At 62.2% G+C, this 21639-nt stretch carries 17 protein-coding genes; 5 read left to right on the plus strand and 12 right to left on the minus strand.

What is annotated here, in order from left to right:
* Positions 1-2: 2 nt before the first annotated feature.
* Positions 3-407, plus strand: a complete 405-nt coding sequence (locus K288_RS0105785; RefSeq protein ID WP_027578674.1) for an Hsp20/alpha crystallin family protein — start codon at positions 3-5, stop codon at positions 405-407.
* 9 nt (positions 408-416) lie between these two features.
* On the plus strand, positions 417-2792 hold the full coding sequence (gene lon / locus K288_RS0105790; RefSeq protein WP_027578675.1) for an endopeptidase La: 2376 nt from the start codon (positions 417-419) through the stop codon (positions 2790-2792).
* A 20-nt stretch (positions 2793-2812) separates the two neighbouring features.
* Here the strand turns inward: lon and K288_RS0105795 are convergent, their stop codons facing one another.
* The 7 genes from K288_RS0105795 to K288_RS0105825 form a co-directional block, all read right to left on the minus strand.
* A complete protein-coding gene (locus K288_RS0105795) occupies positions 2813-3145 on the minus strand; it encodes a sulfite:cytochrome C oxidoreductase subunit b precursor (RefSeq protein ID WP_043159376.1) in 333 nt (110 codons plus the stop codon).
* 10 nt (positions 3146-3155) lie between these two features.
* Positions 3156-4442 (minus strand): molybdopterin-dependent oxidoreductase, encoded by a 1287-nt coding sequence (locus K288_RS0105800; RefSeq protein WP_152535408.1) that lies wholly within the window; start codon positions 4440-4442, stop codon positions 3156-3158.
* Between the two features lie 159 nt (positions 4443-4601).
* A complete protein-coding gene (locus K288_RS0105805) occupies positions 4602-5096 on the minus strand; it encodes a DUF892 family protein (protein WP_027578678.1) in 495 nt (164 codons plus the stop codon).
* 309 nt (positions 5097-5405) lie between these two features.
* Positions 5406-6149: a Crp/Fnr family transcriptional regulator gene (locus K288_RS0105810; protein WP_027578679.1), complete on the minus strand. Its 744-nt coding sequence runs from the start codon at positions 6147-6149 to the stop codon at positions 5406-5408.
* Positions 6150-9317, minus strand: a complete 3168-nt coding sequence (locus K288_RS0105815; protein ID WP_027578680.1) for a CheR family methyltransferase — start codon at positions 9315-9317, stop codon at positions 6150-6152.
* A gap of 359 nt (positions 9318-9676) precedes the next feature.
* A complete protein-coding gene (locus K288_RS0105820; RefSeq protein ID WP_027578681.1) occupies positions 9677-9958 on the minus strand; it encodes a hypothetical protein in 282 nt (93 codons plus the stop codon).
* A gap of 8 nt (positions 9959-9966) precedes the next feature.
* On the minus strand, positions 9967-10968 hold the full coding sequence (locus tag K288_RS0105825) for a chemotaxis protein CheB (RefSeq protein WP_027578682.1): 1002 nt from the start codon (positions 10966-10968) through the stop codon (positions 9967-9969).
* A 100-nt stretch (positions 10969-11068) separates the two neighbouring features.
* Between K288_RS0105825 and K288_RS0105830 the strand changes: the two genes are divergently transcribed.
* Both K288_RS0105830 and K288_RS44785 read left to right on the plus strand, forming a co-directional pair.
* On the plus strand, positions 11069-11467 hold the full coding sequence (locus K288_RS0105830; RefSeq protein WP_027578683.1) for a response regulator: 399 nt from the start codon (positions 11069-11071) through the stop codon (positions 11465-11467).
* A 145-nt stretch (positions 11468-11612) separates the two neighbouring features.
* On the plus strand, positions 11613-11792 hold the full coding sequence (locus K288_RS44785; protein WP_244443065.1) for a hypothetical protein: 180 nt from the start codon (positions 11613-11615) through the stop codon (positions 11790-11792).
* A 918-nt stretch (positions 11793-12710) separates the two neighbouring features.
* On the opposite strand, the gene K288_RS44790 is transcribed toward K288_RS44785, so the two are convergent.
* Positions 12711-14504, minus strand: coding sequence for an alkaline phosphatase family protein (locus K288_RS44790; RefSeq protein ID WP_043159377.1), 1794 nt, complete (start codon positions 14502-14504; stop codon positions 12711-12713).
* A 291-nt stretch (positions 14505-14795) separates the two neighbouring features.
* Here K288_RS44790 and K288_RS0105845 point away from each other — a divergent pair, with 291 nt between their 5' ends.
* Positions 14796-16226 (plus strand): cytochrome c peroxidase, encoded by a 1431-nt coding sequence (locus K288_RS0105845; RefSeq protein WP_027578684.1) that lies wholly within the window; start codon positions 14796-14798, stop codon positions 16224-16226.
* 4 nt (positions 16227-16230) lie between these two features.
* Here the strand turns inward: K288_RS0105845 and K288_RS44795 are convergent, their stop codons facing one another.
* From K288_RS44795 to K288_RS0105865, 4 genes are all read right to left on the minus strand, one after another.
* Complete coding sequence (locus K288_RS44795) at positions 16231-16752, minus strand: hypothetical protein (protein WP_152535410.1); 522 nt, start codon at positions 16750-16752, stop codon at positions 16231-16233.
* Positions 16753-17018: 266 nt separating this feature from the next.
* Positions 17019-19118: an alkaline phosphatase family protein gene (locus tag K288_RS0105855; RefSeq protein ID WP_027578685.1), complete on the minus strand. Its 2100-nt coding sequence runs from the start codon at positions 19116-19118 to the stop codon at positions 17019-17021.
* 260 nt (positions 19119-19378) lie between these two features.
* Positions 19379-20755: a cytochrome c peroxidase gene (locus tag K288_RS0105860; protein WP_027578686.1), complete on the minus strand. Its 1377-nt coding sequence runs from the start codon at positions 20753-20755 to the stop codon at positions 19379-19381.
* Positions 20752-21528, minus strand: coding sequence for an EfeM/EfeO family lipoprotein (locus tag K288_RS0105865; RefSeq protein WP_244443066.1), 777 nt, complete (start codon positions 21526-21528; stop codon positions 20752-20754). The genes K288_RS0105860 and K288_RS0105865 overlap by 4 nt, the downstream gene beginning before the upstream one ends.
* Positions 21529-21639: the final 111 nt, after the last annotated feature.

Genomic DNA, 21639 nt, shown 5'->3' on the forward strand with positions numbered 1-21639 from the left:
AAATGGCGACAAAAGATCCGGTCAACTGGATGTTGTCTGAAGCGATCGAATCGCTCGCACGCGCCGAACGGCTGCATCGAAAGTTGTTCAGCCTGCAGCCGGCCGGTCCGCGCGAGCCCAATTGGGAGCCTCCGATCGACGTGCTCGAGACCGATCGCGAGCTGTTGATCTTCGTGGCGCTGCCCGGCGTCGACCCCGATCAGGTGGTGGCGATCATCGAGAACGGCGTGCTGATCATCAAGGGACAAAGGATATTGCCCGCCGAGCTCCGCGATGCGCTGATCCACCGGCTCGAGCTGCCGCAGGGCGGCTTTGAGCGCCGCATTGCGTTGCCGACCGGACGTTATGCCGTCAGCCGGACCGCCTCGAATGGATGCGTCGTGTTGCGACTGTCGAAATCCGTGTGAGAATTCAAGATGTCGCTTGATAGTCAAAATCCCGGTTCGGCCACAACGGGTGGAAAAGTGGAATCGGTCGCGATCCCCTCGGATGCGCTGATCATCGTCGCGGTCCGCAACATCGTGCTGTTTCCGGCGGTGATCGCGCCGGTCACGATCGCCCGCGCGAAATCGATCGCCGCGGCCCAACAGGCACTGCGCGAACAGCGGCCGATTGGAATCCTGCTGCAGCGAAACGCCGAAGTCGACGATCCCGGTCCGGATGACCTGCACCGCGTCTGCACCATCGCCAACATCGTCAGGTACATCACCGCGCCCGACGGCACCCATCACATCGTCTGCCAGGGCGTGCAGCGCGCCCGCATCCTTGATTTCCTGCCCGGCACGCCGTTCCCGGCGGCGCGCGTGCTTCACATCCCGGAGCCGACGACGACGACGCCCGAGATCGAGGCGCGCTTTCTGAATCTGCAGAGACAGGCCGTCGAGGCGGTCCAGCTCTTGCCGCAGGCGCCGCCCGAGCTGGTCGGTGCTTTCCAGGCAACGACATCTCCCGGCGCGCTCGCCGATCTCACGGCATCCTATATGGACATCAAGCCGCAGGAGAAGCAGGAGATCCTCGAGACCATCGACCTCGCCTCGCGGATGGACAAGGTTTCGCGCTATCTCGCCGAGCGGCTCGAAGTGCTGCGGCTCAGCAACGAGATCGGCCAGAAGACCAAGGCCGCCCTTGACGAGCGCCAGCGCGAAGCGCTGCTCCGCGAGCAGATGGCCACCATCCAGCGCCAGCTCGGCGAAGGCGAGGGAAAAGGGCAGGAAGTCGCCGAACTGAGCGCGGCCATCGACAAGGCGAAGATGTCGCCCGAAGCCGAAGGCCAGGCGCGCAAGGAGCTGCGCCGCTACGAGCGGATGCCGGAGGCCGCCGCCGAAGGCGGCATGGTCCGCAGCTATCTCGACTGGCTGATCGATCTGCCCTGGGCGCTGCCGGAAGAAAAGCCGATCGATATCCGCGAAGCCAGGCGCATCCTCGATGAGGATCATTTCGGCCTGGAAAAGATCAAGGCGCGGATCATCGAATATCTCGCAGTCCGCAAACTGGCGCCGCAGGGCAAGGCGCCGATCCTGTGCTTCGTCGGACCGCCCGGCGTCGGCAAGACCTCGCTCGGACAGTCGATCGCCCGCGCCATGGACCGACCGTTCGTGCGCGTCAGCCTCGGCGGCGTCCACGACGAGGCGGAGATCCGGGGACACCGCCGCACCTATATCGGCGCCCTGCCCGGCAACATCATCCAGGGCATCAAGAAGGCCGGCTCCCGCGCCTGCGTCATGATGCTCGATGAGATCGACAAGATGGGACGCGGCATCCAGGGCGATCCGTCGGCGGCGATGCTCGAGGTGCTCGATCCCGAGCAGAACGCGACTTTCCGCGACAACTATCTCGGCGTTCCCTTCGACCTCTCGCGCGTCGCCTTCATCGCGACCGCGAACATGCTCGATACGGTTCCGGGACCGCTGCTGGACCGGATGGAGATCATCAGCCTGCCCGGCTACACCGAGGATGAAAAGCTCGAGATCGCGCGGCGCTATCTGGTGCGCCGCCAGCTCGAGGCCAACGGCCTCAAGCCCGAGCAGGCGACAATCGAGGACGAAGCGCTGCGGTCGATCATCAAGGGCTATACGCGGGAAGCCGGCGTCCGTTCGCTCGAACGGGAAATCGGCAAGGCGCTGCGCTATCCCGCGGTTCAGATCGCCGAAGGCAGCTCAGCCAAGGTGGCGCTCGGCGTACGGGATCTGACAACCGTGCTCGGCCAGCCGCGTTTCGAAGGCGAGATCGCCCTGCGCACCAGCGTGCCCGGCGTTGCGACCGGGCTCGCCTGGACACCGGTCGGCGGCGACATCCTCTTCATCGAAGCAACGCGTGTGCCCGGCAGAGGCGGGCTGATCCTCACCGGCCAGCTTGGCGACGTCATGCGCGAAAGCGCGCAGGCCGCGTTGACGCTGGTGAAAAGCCGCGCCGCACAGTTCGGCATCGATCCATCGGTGTTCGAGAAAAGCGATATCCATGTCCATGTGCCCGCCGGCGCCACGCCGAAGGATGGTCCGAGCGCCGGCGTCGCCATGTTCACCGCACTGTCCTCGCTGCTCACCAATCGCACGGTGAGGCACGACACCGCGATGACCGGCGAGATATCGCTGCGCGGCCTGGTGCTGCCGGTCGGCGGCATCAAGGAGAAAGTCGTCGCGGCCGCGGCCGCGGGCCTGAGCCGGGTCATGCTGCCGGCGCGTAACCGGCGCGACTTCGACGACATTCCGCAAGGCGCGCGCGAGAAGCTGGAGTTCATCTGGCTCGATCACGTCGACGATGCGATCGCGCAGGCGCTGGAGCCGGCAAAATAGCCGGCCATGCGCAAAACGCTCTAATCCTTGCCCTTGGTCTGCACGAGGTAGCTGACGATCGCAGGCACATCGGCCTTGTCGATCGGCGCCTTGTAGGCGTTGATCATCTTGTTCACCTCGGCTTCCCATGTCGCCTTGGGCAGCGGCGGCTGGTTCAGCACCATGTCGGGCGAGTGGCAGGCGAGGCAATTGTTGTTGATCGCATTGGCGCTGGAGCCGCCGGGAAACAAGGCATCGCCTGCCGGCAACTCCACCGTCGTCGATTTGATCGTCGGCAGATCCTGAACCCAGGCCGGTGTCGAGGAGAGCAGCGCGCTTCCGAAGCAGGCGATCGCCGCCAGACGTTTCAGCATGGCCTGTCTCCTAGAATGCCCTGACCTGCACGGTCTCGATGACGTTGCGCATGAAGCCGCTGCCGTTCCAGTTCGGCGCGTCCGGCTGGACCTCGCCCGAGGAATTGGTGCAGCGGACCATCAGCGCGTGATCGCCCTTGTCGGCAAGCTCGAAGTCCGTCTGCCACTGGCGAAAGCCGTACTTGCCCAAATCATCGCCAAGCCTGGCCGGCTGCCACGACTTGCCGCCGTCGCTGGAAAACTCGACCTTGGCGACCCCGCTGTCCCCGCCAAAGGCGATGCCGCGCGCAGGCACGCGCGTGCCCGCGGTGTAGGACGCGCCATCAGTGATATTGGTGAAGAATGAGCGCGGCACCATGCGATTGATCGGCACCATCTTCACGCCGCTCTGTCCTGGCGTGATGCTGGCATGCGGCGTGTCGGGAATCGTGTACGCGACGGCCATCCAGTAATTATCGTCAGGCTTGTCGAGCACTTCGATGTCGCTCAGCATCTTGACCCAATAGGTCGAGTACCATCCCGGCACGATCAGCCGCAGCGGGAATCCGTTGAGCAGCGGCAATTGCTCGCCATTCATGGCGTAGGCGATCATGACTTCGCCGTCGCGGGCATGATCGATCGCGAGCGACTTCCTGAAGGTCGGAGCCTCCGGCACCACCGGTTCGTCCAATCCCTTGAAGCGGACTTGAACGGCGCCAGCCTTGACGCCGGCGCGGTCCAGCACGTCCTTCAGTCGCACGCCGACCCATTTGGCGTTGCCCATCGCGCCATGCGCCCATTGCGCACCTGGCACGCGCGGGGCGAAGAAGCCGCGTGAATTGCCGGAGCATTGATTGACCGCGGCCAGCTCCACCCGCGGCAGGTCGCGTACGATATCCGATACCGACAGCGACAATGTCCGATCGACATGGCCGCGCACCGCAAGCCTGAAGGCGTCTACGTCGACCGAATTCGGGATCTCGGCCCAGTGCCAGCGCACATAGAACTGATCGTTCGGCGTGAAGACGCCGCGGTCGAACACTTCCATCGGCGTTTCAAGCAGCGGCGGCCGCACCCGCTGCAGGATCATGTCGCCTTTTTGCGGAAAATCATGCGTGAGAGGGCGTTCCCGTGGCCCGCTCGCAAACGGCAGTTTGACGAGCTCTTCGGCGAAGGCCGGCGATACAGCAAGCGACAGACCGGCAATTCCGATGTTCCGGAGCACCGCCCGGCGCGACGAATGTTGGGTGGCGGCGGAGCGAGCGGGATGCAGGTTTCGCAGCAAACGGCTGAGCGCATCTTCCTTGTCGTTGCGCATCGGAGCTTCCTCCTTGGGCAAGCGGTGCCGAGCCCATCGGCACCGCCATTACAAATCCGAACGATAGCATACCCAGCCTAATGTCGACCGGACATCCGGGTATTTCGAATTTGCCCGCTGCAGAGCAGCGAATCGCGCAACTTCGCGAGGCGCGGCCGATCAGGCCGCCAGCGCGTCCTGGTTGATCTCACCCTTGGCAAGCGTGGTCAACAATTCGTCCGCCCGCTTTTCCTCCTCGAGCGCGTTGTGGAGCAGCCGCTGGTCCTCCCGAAGATTGAGCTGGCCCGCAAGCGCGGCCACGCTGCCATAGGCAGCGATCTCGTAATGCTCGATCTTCTGCGCGGAGGCGATCAGGCCGGCGTCGCGAAGGTAGCCACCTTTCAGGATTACGCACATCTTCTCGGTCTCATGGATCAGCGCCTGCATGGCCTGATCCGTATGTTGCTCTACGGCGGCCTCGTGCTTCTGCAGGATCGACCGCAGCCGCTCCTCCTGCATGACGGTTTCCCGTTGATGCCGCTCCAACGCCGCCCTTAGCGAAGGATGCGAGGCCGCTTTAGCCATGCGCAGCAACGCCCCGCTAAGCTGCTGCTCGACGCTGACAAGTTCCTGCAATTCGGCAAGATACATGTCCCTGAATGTCGTGATCTCCATGGTGGTATCCTTTCGAACGGACCGCGGGGCCAGCCGGCCTGCGCGGACCTCAAGTGCAATCGCCGATCAAGTTGAAGGGTAGCCCCAGCGAAGCTGCGCTCCCTCTCCCGCTTGCGGGGGAGGGCTGGGGTGGGGGTGCCTCCGCATTGGGACTCCCCGAGTGGAGAGAGCCCTCACCCGGCGCGACGCGCCGACCTCTCCCGCAAGCGGGAGAGGTGAAGATTCAGCCTGATCGGATCTTACTCAAGCTGACCACTCAACGAAGGGAACCGGTTCCCGGTTCCTAAAATGGGACACCGGCGGGGCGGCTCACGCCCGATGGAGATAAAGATAATTCGGCGAGAACAGCGCGGTGCTCCTGAGCGCATTGAGGTCGGTGATCGTCAGCGTCCGTTCGCGCAGCAGGATCAGGCCGGAGCTGCGCAACTCCTGCAGCGTGCGGTTGAGATGGACCACCGAGAGACCGGTCGCGTCGGCCAGATCCATCTGGGTCACCGGAAAGGCGCAGGAATTGCCCTCAATCAGCCCAACCGGGCTCAGCCGCTCATAGAGCTCGCACAACAGATGCGCCACGCGCTCGAGCGCCAGTCGGCGGCCGAGATTGATCGCCCATTCGCGCTGGATTGCGCTGTTCACCAATGTCTCGCACCAGAACGCCTCCGCGACCGAGCGGTCGTGCGCGACCAGCGCTTCGAATTGCGGGCGTTTCACGTCGGCATAGACCACCGGCGTCAACGTCGCGATGGAATGATCGATCATCGACAGCAGGTATGTATAGGCGTCGCAGGTCTCGCCCGGCAGGACGAAATTGACGATCTGGCGCCTGCCGTCCTCCAGCGTCTTGTAGCGGCACAGCCAGCCCGACAGGATGATCCGCACGCTATGGACCGCATCGCCCTCGCAGATCAGGTCCTCGCCCGCGCCGACGTGCTGCGTGCCCTCGCGGATCGCCCGTTCCAGCGAAGCGATGCCCTCGTCCGACAAGCGCCGCAGCGCATTCAGTCGTCGGATTACCGGCTGCGCCAGACTTCCGTCGATGGGTGCGGGATGCATCTAGCTGCCTACCACCGGCGTATGAATGGTCCGCCGATTCAAGGGAATGGTGATGGTGCAATGAAGGCCGCCAGCATTGTACATGATCGTGGTCTGCCCCTTGAACTCGAACGCCAATGTCCGCTCCAGCAGTTCGGTGCCAAAACCCTTGCGCGGCGGCGGTGTGACGGGTGGGCCGCCCCGCTCGCGCCAGTCAAAAGCCAGTCGCGGCGGATTGACCGCCTCGTCGATCCGCCAGCTAATCTCGATGCGCCCGGAAGGCTGACTCATTGCACCATATTTGAGCGCATTGGTCGCAAGTTCATGGAGGGCGAGCGCGAATGTCTCTGCCGCCTTTGCCTGAAAACGCACTTGCGGACCGGAGACGCGCAATTGCTCGCCTTCTCGGGCATTGTAGCCGAGCAGCTCCTCGATGACGAGGTATTCGAGATCGACGCCGCCTTCAGGGTCTCGCGTCACCATCGCCTGGGTGCGTGCGAATGCGTTGAGGCGGCCGTCGAGATGGGCCGCATATTCGTCGACGCTCGAGCTGGTTTCAGCCGAGCGGCGTGCAATCGAGCGGACGACGCCGAGCGTATTGCGGACGCGGTGCTGAAGCTCGGCGAGCAGAAGCCGCTGCCGCTCCTCCGCGCGCGTGATCGCCGTGACGTCGATGAAGGTGATGACCACGCCGGCAATGAAATTGTCGATGCTCCGGTACGGCAGGATGCGGACGATGTAGCGCGTGCCGCTGTCGGGCGCACTTAGTTCTCGCTCGGCGCTGGCCAGCGTCCGCAGCACCCGACGCACCTCGTCATAGAGCTCCTCGATCGGAATCCGCGCCTTGATATGCGCGATCGGCCGGCCGACATCAGTGTCGACCAGGTGCAGCACCTGGGTGATCGCGGGCGTGAAATTCATCACCTTGAGGTCATTGTCCAGGAACACGGTCGCGATCTGCGTGCTCTCGAGGAAGTTCTTCAGGTCGCTGGTGGCACGGGTCAGTTCTTGCACCCGGTGCGCCAGCTCGCCATTGACCGTGGTCAATTCCTCATTGACCGACTGCAGCTCCTCGCGCGAGGTCTCCAGTTCCTCGTTTGCCGACTGCAATTCCTCGTTCAGCGACTGATATTCCTCGTTGGAGGATTTCAGCTCTTCGTTGGTGCTCTCGAGCTCTTCGATGGTGGCCTGCAGCCGCTCGCGCGTCGCCCGCAATTCGCTCTCAAGCCGCTCGACGTGCTCGGTCCTGACCAGCCCATTCGGATTATTTTCCTTGTTGTCGACGGCGCGCAGCGGGCCGTCCTTGAATAGCACGACAAAATTGCGGTGGCCGGAAGCACCCTCCTGGATCGGCTCGACAGTGATGTCGACCAGCATGCGATGGCCGTTCACGCCGAGCTGCACCTCTTCGACACGTGCAGTCTCGTTGGCCTCCGCTGCCCGGCCGAGCGCCGTCCGCAATTCCAGCCGAAGATCGCGATGCACGAGACTGAGCAGGTCGAGCGTCGCGGCGCCCGCGGTCGGCTCGATATAGCGGCCGGTGCGGCCGGAGAAATGCAGGATCTGGAAATTCTCGTCGGTGATCACATAGGCCGGCGCGTAGCGCTCGGCGATGCGCTGGGCGCGGCGCTCCAGCCCGACATCCTGGCCTAACACGCGCGCCGGGGGAACTTCGATGGCCGCGCGCCCGGCCGTGGTCGTGATCGGAAATTCCGGCGGCAGACGGGTGCCGGTCTCGAGCTTCTTGAAAATGCGCGCCCGACGATCCACCGGCGCGAACAGTTTTGGATGCCGCGTCACGTTCTCTGAGTTGCCGAGGAACAGGAAGCGGTCCGGCAGCAAGGCGAAGTGGAACAGAGGAATGACCCGGTTCTGCAACTCGGCGTTCAGGTAGATCAGGAGGTTGCGGCAGGATACCACATCGAGCTTCGAGAACGGCGCGTCCTTGATGACGTTATGCTGCGAGAAGATGCACATCTCGCGCAGCTCCTTCACGACGCAATAAGTGTCGCCCTCGCGGACGAACCAGCGCGCCAGCCGCTCCGGAGACATGTTGCCCTCGATATTGGTCCGATAGCGACCAACGCGGGCCGCGGCCAGCGCGCGCCCATCGATATCGGTCGCAAAGATCTGCACCTGCGGCGACGAGTCGAGCGTGGCCATGTACTCGCGAAGCAGGATGCCAATCGAATAGGCCTCTTCCCCGGTGGCACAACCCAGCACCCAGACGCGGACCTGCTGGCCGGCGGCCTTGTCCTCGAAGATCTTCGGAATGACCTGGGTTTCCAGCACCTCGAATTCGCGCTTGTCGCGGAAGAATTCGGTGACTCCGATCAGGAGGTCGTTGAAGAGGTTCAGCGCCTCGTCCTTGTCCTGTCTCAAGTAATCGACGTAGGAGGCGATCTCGTCGATCTGCACCACCTGCATACGGCGCTGCACACGGCGGAGGAAGGTGTTCTGCTTGTAGCCGTGGAAATCATTGCCGGTCTTGTTGCGCAGGATGTCGGCGATCCGCGAAAGTGAACTCGCCGCGGCGGCGAGCACCTCGTCAAATCCCTGCCTCTCTTCCAGCCGCCGCAGATGGCGGGAATAGACCTGGATGTGCTCGGGAATCTCATTGGGCGGCAGCACGTAATCGGCGATCGCGGCCGCATTGTTGCTGTCGGCGAGTGGATCAGCATGATCGCTGGCGACCCGTTCTGCGATAGCCAGCCCGCCATGGTCCTTCAGGGTCGCGACGCCCAGGGTCCCGTCGCCGCCCGTCCCGGCGAGGACAACCCCGATCGCCTCTTCCGCGCGCTCCTCCGCGAGCGATACCAGGAAGCTGTCGATCGTGGCGCGTTCGCCCGGCGCCTGCGCTGCCCTGCGGATCGCAAGACGATCGCCCTGGATCGTAGCAATCCTTTCGACGGGGCAGAGGTAGATCGTCCCACCTTCGATCGCAGCGCCGTCCTGGATTTCGGAAAGCCGACTGCCTTGCGATCGCTGCAGCATCTCTCGCAGCCGTCCTTCGTCGAACGCCTCGCGTTGTTGCAACACCAACACGATGGTCTGGTCAGAAGTGAGCGTCAGCTTCGAGAAGAACCGCTCGATACTGTCCATCGCGCTGGCGGACGCGCCGACGCCGATGATCAAGGGCGCCTTGGTCCGACGCCCGCCCTCCGCTAGTTCCGATCCGGATTCACTCATGGGGCGGCGGCTCTCATTGTTCTGTCAGGACCTGATTTAGCTTGGCAAACCATGGACATAGCAGACTTTGACACTATCCCAACAGACATTCTGGCGAAATAACGCACGAGAGAACGATCTGGTCGACTGGCTCAATGACGCCGGGACGCTAAGGCGTTGCGGACTGCCAGGCGGGTGGAAATGGCCCCGGAACCTGGATTCGGAAATGTCTGAAGAACTTACGGGTTGTGATCATCCGGTCCGATCTGGCCAGCGCCAATAAGCGGCGACCCATCGAGAACGGTACTGGGAGCAATGCGTACTGCAAATGGCCTGACTGAATGTTCGATTCGGCGCCGGACTCACGGATCCCAGATGCGTCACTTCCCCTTGACCGGCACTGGATAGAGTTCATTTTCGAGATACGCGATGCGCTGCTCGATCAGCGTGCGATGGTGCTCCCATTGCAGCAGGGTCTGCTCGAGGAGAGTGACGAGGCGTTCGGCCTGCTTGGTATCGTGACCGCCAGCCTGCAGGTCGAGCAGCAGATCCTGCTGGTTTTGGAGCCGTTTCCAGCCTTCCTCGATATCGGTATCCGCCTTGATCAGAAGGCGCCGCTCGACCCTGAGCTGCTCGGCACGCTCGGCAAGCGATATGGCCATGGCAATGCCTAAGGTTTGCGAGGCTTCGGGTGCAGCGACTGTAGCACGACGCGCCGGATCATGTCGGCGTATTCGCGGTACTCTGCCGCCCGCGTCTCGTACATTTCGGCCACCGCGGCCCGGCCGCTCTGGCGGCCGGCCATTGCCATGCGATGAACCAGTTCGGCGCGCTCCTCGATGATCCGCAGCGCCACCCGCAACGCCTCGTCAACCCGGCTTTCCTGCTCCTTGGCCAGCACATCGGCGGTGAAGGCATGGCCGACCTGGCAACGGAAACGCAGGGGATGACCGTCCTTGATCTCCGAAAGCACACCGCCGCAGCTTGGGCAAGTCAGCGAGGCCGGGTCGGCAATCGGGAGCAGGCTATCGCTGCCGATGCGTTCGCCTGCGGCGATCTCCACCTCCAGCCGGATCTCGGGGGGAATAGGCAGCGCGGCACCCGGTGCCTCCCGAACCAGGTCGGATAGCACGTCACCGATCCGCCCGCCGGAAACGCAGAGGTCGACAGTTGTCGTCCCAAGCGCGCGTATCGGCATCTCGTCGGCGATGGCATCTTTGGGGTCTTGCACCAGCGCGAAGCCGCCGCAGCGCTTGATTGCGTTCAGGCCGGCCGCTCCATCGGACAGAAATCCGCTCAGGACGACGCCGATCACTCGGGGTCCGTAGTGGAGCGCCGCAGAGCGAAACAGCGGATCAATCGCGGGGCGTACCATGTTCTCGCGCGGGCCACGGCCCAACATCAGATGATCCTTGAAGAGCAGAAGATGGTGATCCGGCGGCGCCAGGTAGATATGGCCATGTTCGATGACCATGCCGTTTTCCGCTTGGCGGACCGGCAGCTTGCCGGCCGACCCCACCACGGTCGAGAAGACTCCGATCCCCTGGGCTGGCATGTGCAGCACGATGAATATCGCCGCGGGTAGATCTACCGGCAGCTTGCTCAGAATGTCCTTCAGCGGCGCCGTCGCGCCGGCAGAGCCACCGATGACGATAATGTCGCGGTTGCGCATGGAACCTGCCATCGTTTGGGGTGTTTTCAACAAAGCGAAGCTTCGCCTTGCGTTCCTAATTTTCGACAGGATTTCCGCAACGAGCGACGCTGGAGGTACGATGTCCGCATCTGTTCTTGTTCGCGAACGCGGCCTCCTGACCGGACGCCGCATCCTGATCGTCGAAGACGAATATTTTCTCGCCGACGATATCGCGCGGGCGTGTTTGGCGCTCGGCGCCGAAATCGAGGGTCCGATCGGCAATGTCGAAGATGCATCCGCCATCCTGACTGAATTCCGGACAGTCGACGGCGCAGTGCTCGACATCAACCTCGGAGCCGCATCGATATTCCCGCTCGCGCGTGCATTGCGGTCCCGCAGCATCCCGTTCGTCTTCACGACCGGCTATGACAGGAGCGTGATTGACCCCGAATTTGAAGGCGTGCCGCTATGGGAGAAGCCGCTCGATGTCGCGGCGATGACTCGCGGGCTGAGCGAGCTGATGGTGCAGCAGCACTGACACGGTTGTCTGGATTGTCGACCGGCGGGGCGAACTACGAGGATCGCCCGCGGTGATCAATTGGCTTGCGAGTTTCACAGGTTAGTGCACCGGTTCCAAAACGCTGCCATGCTGCCTCGCCTCGGAGCATCGAGCGGGTTGGGCCATGAATGAACTCGACGAACGGATCGAGCAGCTCGAGCGCAGAGCCGCCGAAAGCACGCTGATTGCCGACCTCTCGCCAAGGCGGGAAATCCGGATTCACAACACCCGTCTGGCCGACGAGCTGCGACAGGTCGCTGCCGAACTCAAGGTGCTGCAGTCGGAGCGTCCCTGGGCGGTCTGAGCGGCGCGCGTGCTCGCGCATTGCATTCGTCTCAAGGCGCAGCCCTCACCATGAGGGGCCGATATCGCATGCGCGGGTCGCCAATTATCGAAGCGATTTCAACGTGATTTGCGCCGTCCAGCCCTCGCGGAAAAAACATTCCGCTTCCGTCGTCGGGCAAATCAGTGATTTAACTCCGCGCGTCTCACCCGAATGAGGGGCGCATCGCGATCGTCACGAACGTTGCGGTGAGATGCGGTGGACGCGATGCGTGTGACTGACGAGCACGCGCATCACGGACGGCGAAGTCGTGTGGTCCTGGCGCCCCGACGCTGGCGCTAAGCTCGCGAGCAGCAAGAGCTGCCGCGGGTGACGGTGGCAAAAGAGCCCGGTCACCGGGGAGAGCACGAAGTAAGCCGTAACACCATCGCGCAGGGAAAGCCGGACTGCTTCGGTTGAACCTGTGGTCCTACCCCCGTGCTTTTTGTTGCACGGGACCCACGGGTGCAACCAGCACCCGGCTTTCCCTGCGCCCTCTGTTCATTGAGAGGGTGGAAAGTAGCGCAAAGCTCGGGCATCTCATGCCGCGAGAATGCGAACTCATATCCCCTCACCACTCACCGTCATGCCCCGCGAAGGCGGGGCATCCAGTATCCGGCGGCCTCTCGATTCAAACTCTGCCGCCTCTGGAATACTGGATCGTCCGCCTTCGCGGACGATGACAGCCGAGACGCTGTTTGACATTTGACTCGGTAGGATGGGTAGAGCGCAGCGAAACCCATCATCGTCCCGCGTGCTCCATCGCGATGGGTTTCGCTGCGCTCTACCCATCCTACGGGACTACGGGGTTGCGAGGCGCGAGAGAATTTGCCGAATGAGCTCGAATCAACTGGCCCGCACCTGATGCAGATGCGGGCCAGCTCGCCTTGTAGCCTGTCCTCAGTGGCGGTCGGAATCGCCGGCCTTCAGCGCCACTGCGAGACTGCGCACCGGCCGGGTCACGACCGGATCGAGGTCAAACCGCTTCTCGAGCAGTTTGAGGATCGAGGTGGTGTCGTAATCCTCATGGGCGACGCCCGACTTCTCTAAGCGCTTGGAGATCAGCAGCGCCGGGATGCGGGTACCCGGTCCCCACTGGTCCGCAGCCTTCGCGTCATCGCCGCGACGATTGTGGGGCGGCGGCGGGACGTGATCCCACTGACCACCGAACTCGTCATAGGTGATGATGATCAGGGTGTCCTTGCCATCCGGTCCCTCGGTGATCGCCTTGACCAGGTCAACCAGATGCTGGCTGCCCTCGGCCTCGCTGGCATAACCGGGATGCTCGTTCTCTTCGCCGATCGGCTTGATGAAGCTGACGTCCTTCAACCTGCCGTTCTTTGCCGCCTGGATGAACTCCGCCTCGTCCTTCAGATGGTCCTTGCGGGCCTTCGTGCCGGGCGCGTAGGTGGCGAAGTAGTTGAGCGCCTGATGGTGGAACTGGAAGTCCACGTCGGCGCAGTTGGGGAAGACCGCCGTGGGCAGGTGGTTCGGATCGGTGCAGGTGGTGCCGTTTCCGTTGGTCCAGCCCGACGCGCCGACGTCACCATTGGCGTTCGACCAGCCGCCCGAATACCAGGCCCAGTCGACGCGCTTGGCCGACAGCTTGTCGCCGATGTTGGCGTTGTTGAGTGGCGGCAGGCGCTTGGCATCCGCCGTGCCCGGCGAATAGGGCTGATAGAACGGCTGGGTGGTGTTGACGGCAAAGTCGCCGCAGGCGAGCCCGTTCGGCAAGCCAGACTGGCTGCACTTGGCCGTCAGTTGCGCGTCCTTCACCGTGGTGAGCGGCGTGTAAAGCGGCGTGCTGGTCGGCATGCCGTTGGCGTCGACGATGGAGTGCAGGTCATTGGCACTCCCGTCGTTGGGTGCGCCGACGAACTGCGGCGCCGCGGCCGCGACCAGGAACTGGTGGTTGAGGAACGAACCACCGAAGGCGCCCTGGAAGAAGCTGTCGGCGATGACGTAGTTCGGCGCGCCGCGATCGTGCAGATAGTGGTAGATCGGCAGCTTCCTGGTGTCGTAATAGCCCATCACCAGACCCGCAGCATCGCTGCCGGTCATGTAGCGGTTCTGCCGGCCGCCATTGATCTGATACTGCTCGCTGTAGAAGCGATGCACGATGTCTTCCGTGCAGCCGCCGGGCAGGCCGGTGCCGTTGAGGAAGCCGTGAGCCGCGAAGGCGCCGATCGGCTTCGGGCAGGTTGTGGCCGAAGTCGGAATGAAGTCGTTGATTTCGAACGGCTTGTTCTTGAAGGCGCTGAGGATGGCGAGCGAGCTTCCGTTGTCGGTGCAGCTCGTCGGCAACGGCGACGGAGAAGTCAGGTTGACGTCATTCTGCAAGAGGCAGGAGTAGACCGTCTTGCTGTCCTGGCGGACCTGCAGCGTGTGCGGCTGATCGGCATCGGAAACGCCGTTGATGTTGTCACGGCCGACGTCGCCCCAGTGGCCGTACAGGTTATCGAAGCTGTGATTCTCCTGATAGATGATCACGACGTGCTTGTAGGCCTTCAGCAGATCGTCCCGATCATGGTTACCATGCCCATTATCATGGTCATGATGTTTGGAATCGTCGCCTTTGTCGTGCTTGAACTGGTCGACGATCTTCTCGACGATATTCTCTGCCTTGACCACCGGCGCGACCGCGATCGCACCAACAGCCAATGTGAGCGCGGGAATGGCTCCCCAAAGCCGCATGGTTTTCTCCCCTGAGAGCAAATATGGAATGAAACGCAAGTGAGGCTAACTGCCGCACATTTCGATCCGATGACTGTTTTTCGACAATGTGAGAGTCGCGCGCACGCCAAGACGTTAGGCGCCATTATTAGACGGATATCGAGGTGTGCTCTGCCATCTGAGTGTCATCAAACTGACGACAAGTTCTGTCTATCCAGTCCAGCTGCGGTCTCGCCGACAGCGACACTGTCATCTCTACGACATCTGCTGTTCACAGACCGCCCAACTCATTGCTGCAGGGGCTTTGTCGTGATGACCAGGGACATTCTTGCGCGCCGCTCGCACCGAAATCGTGCGACTGCCGCGCATCGCATCACCTCGTGCGCTTTGATTGTGCTGATCGGGCTTGTTGCGACGCTCGTCCCGTTGCGGACAGAAGCGTTTCCCTTGGGCGGCGATCAGACCGTCTTGCCGACCGGAACAGAATTTTCCGAGGAAGCGCTGGCGCGGCCGCGCGAACTGTTTCACTCGGAGGCCATGGGCGGGCACAAGTCCTACCTGATCAACCTTGGCGATCTCGCATTCAATTCGCCTTCCATCCTGGGCGGCAAGGCACGACAGGCGGAAATGAGCTGCGGCACCTGTCACATCAATGGGGCCTCGAATCCGAAGCTGTTCGTCCCCGGTGCCTCCTCGCGCCCCGGCACCTTCGACACCACCAGCCTGATGTTCAACCCGAAGGCATTCAACAGCATTCTCGATCCGGTCCGGATCCCCAGCCTGCGCGGCGCGCGCTTCCTGGCGCCTTACGGGCATGACGGCCGCATCACCTCGCTGCGCGACTTCATATATAGTGTGATCGTCAACGAGTTTCAGGGACCGCGGCCGAGCGATGCCGTCCTGGACGGCCTTGTCGCCTACATCAACGACATCGATTTCCTGCCCAATCCCAGGCTCACGCCCGGCGGCATGCTTACCGCACAGGCAAGTGCCGCCGAGCGCCACGGCGAGCAACTGTTCTTCAAGCCATTTCCGCATCAGCCTCAACTGAACTGCGCCGCCTGTCATACTCCGACCGGTGTCTTCACCGACCTTATCCGTCATGACGTGGGCTCAGGGGGCCTGGTGAAAACGCCGACCCTGCTGAATGCCAACTTCAACGCGCCCTACTTCCACGATGGCCGGTATGACACCTATGAAGAAGTAGTGGGACATTTTGACCGCATATTCGATCTCGGTCTGTCGCCGAAGGACACGCAGGACCTCGTCGCCTATCTGACCGCGATCGGCGATGGCGACCGCCCTTTCGACAAGGATGGCGTGGCGATCCGAATGAAGGAAGTCCGCGAACTGGCGAGCGTTCTTGAATTGGCCATTCCTGCCGGGGACACCGCGGTGGTTTCGCTGGCGGTCACGGGCGTAGGCGCCGAGCTGCGTGAACTGACCGAGCACGTTCCGGATATCAGGTATGCTTCGGTCGGAGGCCAGGAAGAGCGACTTGCGGCACGCACCGCCGTCAAGGACCTGGTTCTCAGCCTGCGCCGGATCGATCTCGAAGTTGCGGCCGGCCATCTCGACGAGGCGATGGCCGAATACGAGACTTTCTCGATGCTGGCGACCTTTGACGTTCCCGTTGCGTTGAAAAAGGCAGAACCGTGGTCGCTGTTCAACGCCAACGTCCACCAATCGCACTACGCGGCGCTTGGACGGATACTGCAATCGACAGTCAGGCAATCGCAGTGACCGCTCACTCCTGTTCGGGCGGAGCGACCCATACGTCGCTCTGCCGGATGCGATCGATCAATGCCTGCGGATCGAATTTGCGCAGTCCGGGCGGAATTTCGAACCATTGCGCCGGCTGCGGCTCGTCGCGGATGTTGTCGAGGGCGATCACCGCTCCGTCCGCGGTCTTGATCTGCAGCGGAAACTTGCGCTCGCGATCGACCCACCCGACAAAGCCGGCTCCGGAGGCCGCAACGATCCGATAGATGTCCGCCTTGCGATCTCCCGCTGCTCCCTCCCCGTCGCGCGCGCAATGCCACTTATCGGGATCCACCGGCGCCGCCAGCGACGCCATTGTCTGCCATTGCCGGCAGGGCTCGTCAGGATCAACAGCGACAAACATCTGCGTCAGCGGACTTGATTGCCTCGAGTCCATGAACACCTTCGCACGCGGCCGCACGAAAGTGGCCGCAGGCTTTTCCCCGTCGACCAGGAAGAAGCCATCGGCGAAATCGGTTGTCTCGATCCTCACTTTGCTCTCGGACACGCGCAAGCTTCCCACACGCACGACCTTTTCCCCCTGCCTCATGACAAGGTCCGCTGAAAATTGCTGCGCCGACGCCGAAACGCCGGCAAGCGCCGAACCGACCAAGGCAAACAGGCATGCTCGCAGCCTCCTGCCGCCCAACGCAATCATCCGGTCTCGATCCATGGGAAAACCTCAGTGCGGCGCAAAAAAAGCCGTGGTGCCGACCGAACCATCGGTTCGGTCGGCACCATGTTCAGATCAGTCGTTCCTGGAACGCCGTTTAGTTACTCAGTATAGGACAGCGTGACCGGCTTGCTGAAATCGAACGCATCGAACAGGTCGGCAAGCGCGGGGCTGTTGGTCGGCACATACTCGTTGTTCCTCGAGTATGTCGGGTTCGGCAGGTTGTCGCGGCTGCGGTTGGTCAGCGGCTGCAGACTCCAGTTACGTTCGATGAACTTGAGCAGCGAAACGTGGTCACCGTAGTTGTGGTAGATCTTCCCGCCGGTCGAATAGGGCGACAGGATCAGGATCGGCATACGCGCTCCATCGCCGAAGAAATCGATCGACTGGATGTAGCCCGAGTCCCAGTAGCCGCCGGCTTCGTCCCAGGTGATGAACACCGCGGTCTCAGCCTTGAGCTCCGGATTGTTGTCCAGCGCGTTCAGGACGTTCAGCGCATAGGCCTCGAACAGATCGACCTTCGAGCTCTGCGGGTGGCCGTCGAGCAGACCGTCCGGCTTCCCGAACGACACCGAAGGCAAGGTGTTGTTCTGGATCGCCGTGATCAGATCGGCAGTGTCCTTCATATGAGCCTGACGCACGGTCGGGTTGGCCATGATCGAGGTCGCATACTGGAACGGATTGCAGATCTGGCAGTAGGCCACACCGAGCGCGTGGGCCGGATCGGCGAGCGCAGCCGCGTTGAGATCCGGCTTGCTCGGGTTGGCGGCAACCGCGGCGTTCGAAAGCGCCACGGCGTCATTATACGCACCGCCGTAGAAGGCCCACGAGATCTTCTTCTCGATCAAGGCATCGCCGATGGTCCGCACCGACGACGGCGGCATGCTGCTTCCGTTCGCCAGCGCACCGTTGGGCAGATAGCCCGGATCGGTGTTGTTGAGCATGTAGTAGTGGTTGGGCTTGCAGTTCGGCTCGGCCGCATACGGCAGATTGTTCAGATAGGTCACGATCGGCTTGACGCCAGGATGCGCCACATCAGAGCAGTCGCTGAAGTTGCCGTCCACCGTGTAGCGGTTCACCGTTCCGGCCACCGGATTCGGGTTTGCAATCTGGTTCGCAGGCGGCGTGACCGGATTGCCCTTGCCGTCGCTCCAGAAACCGGCGTCGCCGGTGCCGAGCATGAAGTGGTTGGCGCCGGTGCCGCCATGGAACGACTGATGGAAGTTGTCGCCCAGGGTGAAGCGATCGGCCAGCATCTTCAGGATCGGAGCCTGCCCCTGCTGGGCATTATAGAAGCCCATCGAGTTGGCCATGCTCTTGTTGGACGCCGAGTAAGTCGCCATCACGAACGGGAACAGGTCGTTCAAGCAGCCGGCGTTGTTGGCCTTCGTGGCGCTGGCCGCGCTGCAGTCTTCCTGCTGCCAGTCCTGATAGAACCGATGTGTGGTGTCACCGGTGTAGTCGTCGTCGCTGATCTGCTCACCCTGCAGCGGGAACGGTCCGGTCAGATTGCCGGCGCCGGGAACGCGGGTATCGAGGACACCAGTCGGCAGGCCGCTGAAACCGGTCGTAAGGATATCGAGATCGCTCGAATCCATGTCCTTCTCGACGCTGGCTTCGGCGATCGTCTTGAACGGAGGCGACGTGTCGCTTTGCCCGGTGGGCGTGCCCGCCGTGTTCGGCTGCGGCATCGCGTTGGTCGCGCTATAGGGCGACTTCGCGATCGTCGGCACGCCAATATAGAAGGAGGACTGCGCAGCGACCGAGTACTGCTGGGCCTGCGCGAAGTTCGGACCCGGCGAGCCGTCCTCGTTGACGATGCCCTTCGACAGCAGGTTGGAGATCGTCTGTCCCCTGCCCTTCGGCTTGTACACGCCGAACGTGTGGTCGAGCCCGCGGTTTTCGCCGATCAGGATGATGACGTGCTTGATCGGCGACGCGGTCTTCACTTTGTCGGCCGGATCATTGTCCTTGTCACCATGATCGCCATGGTGGCCATTGTTGTCATCACCGTGATGACCGTTCCCGTCGTGATCGTTGCTTTTATTGTCATGAGCGAAACGATTGTGGTGCGGGCGCTTGTCCCAGTCACTTCGACCGCCGGGATAGTGAGCTGCGTAGGCGGCTGTTGCGACGGCAACAGTTGAAATGACGCAAAGTGCTGTGGTGGTTCGCCAGTTCTTCTTATGATTGAAAGTCATCACCGACTCCAAAGGTTGTGGTTGGCGACACATCGTCTAATGCGGCAACATGACGCACGCTTATCGTTGCTGTGAAAGCGCGCGAGAAATTTTGATTCGTTCAAAAGATTCTCTGCGTTGCATCGGCAACCACGATGCATGCATCGCGATCGATGCCGTTTGCATCGCACGACAAGGCACAAGAGTTTTTGGAAGTGAGGTGCGCGACGCTATCGCGCGAGAATTTCTGTGCACACGAATTCGCGCGTCGTAGCAGCGGCCTAGTGAGACAGATGTTTCGACTGCATCACCTGGCGCAGCGCCGCATAGTGCTGATCATGCACATCCTGATTGAACAGCGACCACGGTTCAGCGCCCGCCAGCATCGCCGGGACAGCCGCAGCCATGAGATAGCGATAGTTCCGAAACTCGGTCGCAGCGTCGGCACCGCGGCCTTCGCTTACGGCGATGTCGATTCGCCGCAGCATAAGGACGAGTTCCTTGAGACTGTTGCGCGCCGAAACGCGCTGCCGCTCGCCGCCCGATACGCTGGTGTTCTTTCGATCAGGATATCGCTCAGTGAGTTCACGCAACTCGTGGCCGATGGTGTCGACCGCAAGCGCGACAATCGCTTTATCACCCGAAGGAATTGCGGTCGCGAGCACCAGGTTGAAGTCATTGATTTCCTTCAGCGTCGCGCCGGCGCCGTCGCGCTCATAGGGCTGCACGCCATCGCCGACGGCCGTGACGTAGGCCACCAGGTCGCGCTTGTCCTGTGCTGACAGGCCAAGATCGAATGCACGATCGAAATGATCGACGACTTGATCGACGCTGTCGAAGCGACCGTCGTGAAAATAAGGCGCGTTGAAGTCCGCGTTGCGCAGGGTCGGCGTCTTGAACAGGCCACCGGAGCCAACATCATGCTGTTGGTGGTCGACAAAGGCCGCCGAAGGAACATGACAGCCGGCGCAGCTCAAGCCAGGATCATGCGGAAATGGTTTGGAGAACAAGGCTTCGCCGCGACGTTCGGACTCGCTGACATTGCCGACCAGCCGGCCGCCGGGACCGAGGCTTGGATTGGGCAGAAAGTCGATATCCTGAACATAGGCGACGATAGCATCGATGATCGCCGGCGACGGCTCGGGCCCGGCGAACTCGTTCACAATGACGTTGCGGATAAAATCGCGCAGCGATGCCGATCGCCCGTCGCTCCCGTACGGCGCAAGATAGCGCGCACCGCGCAGGCTCGGAATCCGAACCGGATCAAGCACGAGATTGTTGGCCTTCGGATTGAACAATGGGCCGGTGACATCGAAGTTTCCCGGCCGCGTCGACATCTTCGGCATGAAGAATTTGGCGTTGCCGACGCCGTTGACGTGGCAGGTGCCACAGCTCACGCCGGCTTGCCGCGCCACCTCGCCAAGGATCGCCGGCGAATTGAACGCGAGGTCACCGAGGTTCACCATATAAGATTTCGCGCCGGCGCGTTCGGATTGGAACACCTCGCGCGGCTTGTCGAGCGCATCCTCGTTCAGCTCGGTTTTTGTCGGCAGGACAGTCTGATTGCCATCGACGGGAAAAGCCAGCGCGCGTCCAAGCGACGCGACGACAAGAAGACCCGACGCAAGCGCCGCCAGCCGCAGCCAAGGCGAGTTCATCGCACCTGGGCCTCCAGCGTCGGCCGCTGCAGTCCAAGCTTTGTCGAAGCGGTCTGCAGTGTCACCACCAGTTCCTCGCTGGCGCGGCGCAACTGCGGAATATCGACATGCGGCAGGTCGGGCGCCGCGACAATCGCTTCGAGCAACTCGATTCGATTCGTCACCATTTCATCGAGCTTGCCATCCGCCGTGTTGAGAGCGGCGGAAAAAATCGTGTGGTAGGCGAAATCGATGCCGGCGATGTTGTTGCGCATATCATCGAGCGAGGTGCCGCTGATGCGGGATTCGCCACCATCGGCCTTGCTTTCCCCGACTTCGTAAGCGAGCCGCGCCGTCCCATCCAGCAACCCCTGCGGCGTGAGCGGCATGTCCTTGAGCTTGACGTGCAGATCATTCAGGTCCTCCACCAACGCAGCGGCATCTTTGTCGACGTCGGTCTGGCCTGCGCCGAACAATTTCGCTTCGATGGCATGGAACCCACTATCTGCGTTCGGCCAGGCGTCGATCTTCGCGTCAAGCTCAGGCACAAAGCCGGTCGTGAAGACTTCGGAGCGCTCCCAGCCGGCGCGCGCCGATATCCAGGCCTTCTTCGCGCCCGCGAGATCCCCCGCTGCAGCCTTTTCGCGCAATGCTCGCGCACCCGCCAGCGCGCTGCCAATGCCTTCGATCATGTAAGGCCGATAGCGCTCGGCGCCTTCATCGAGAACTCCGGCATATGCGGAACGCGCACCGCACAACATCACCAGCAAGGCAAGGCAAGTCGCCACTCGCATTTTATTCACCGTTATTCACGCATCAGCTATCGCTCGCAGCGACGGGAAATATTGTCAGCTTCCTATGCGGTTTTGTGACAGACTGATTGCACGTTGCGGTTTTCTTCTGTG

Origin of the sequence: Bradyrhizobium sp. Ai1a-2, from assembly GCF_000426245.1 — a bacterium.
Taxonomy (GTDB): Bacteria; Pseudomonadota; Alphaproteobacteria; order Rhizobiales; family Xanthobacteraceae; genus Bradyrhizobium.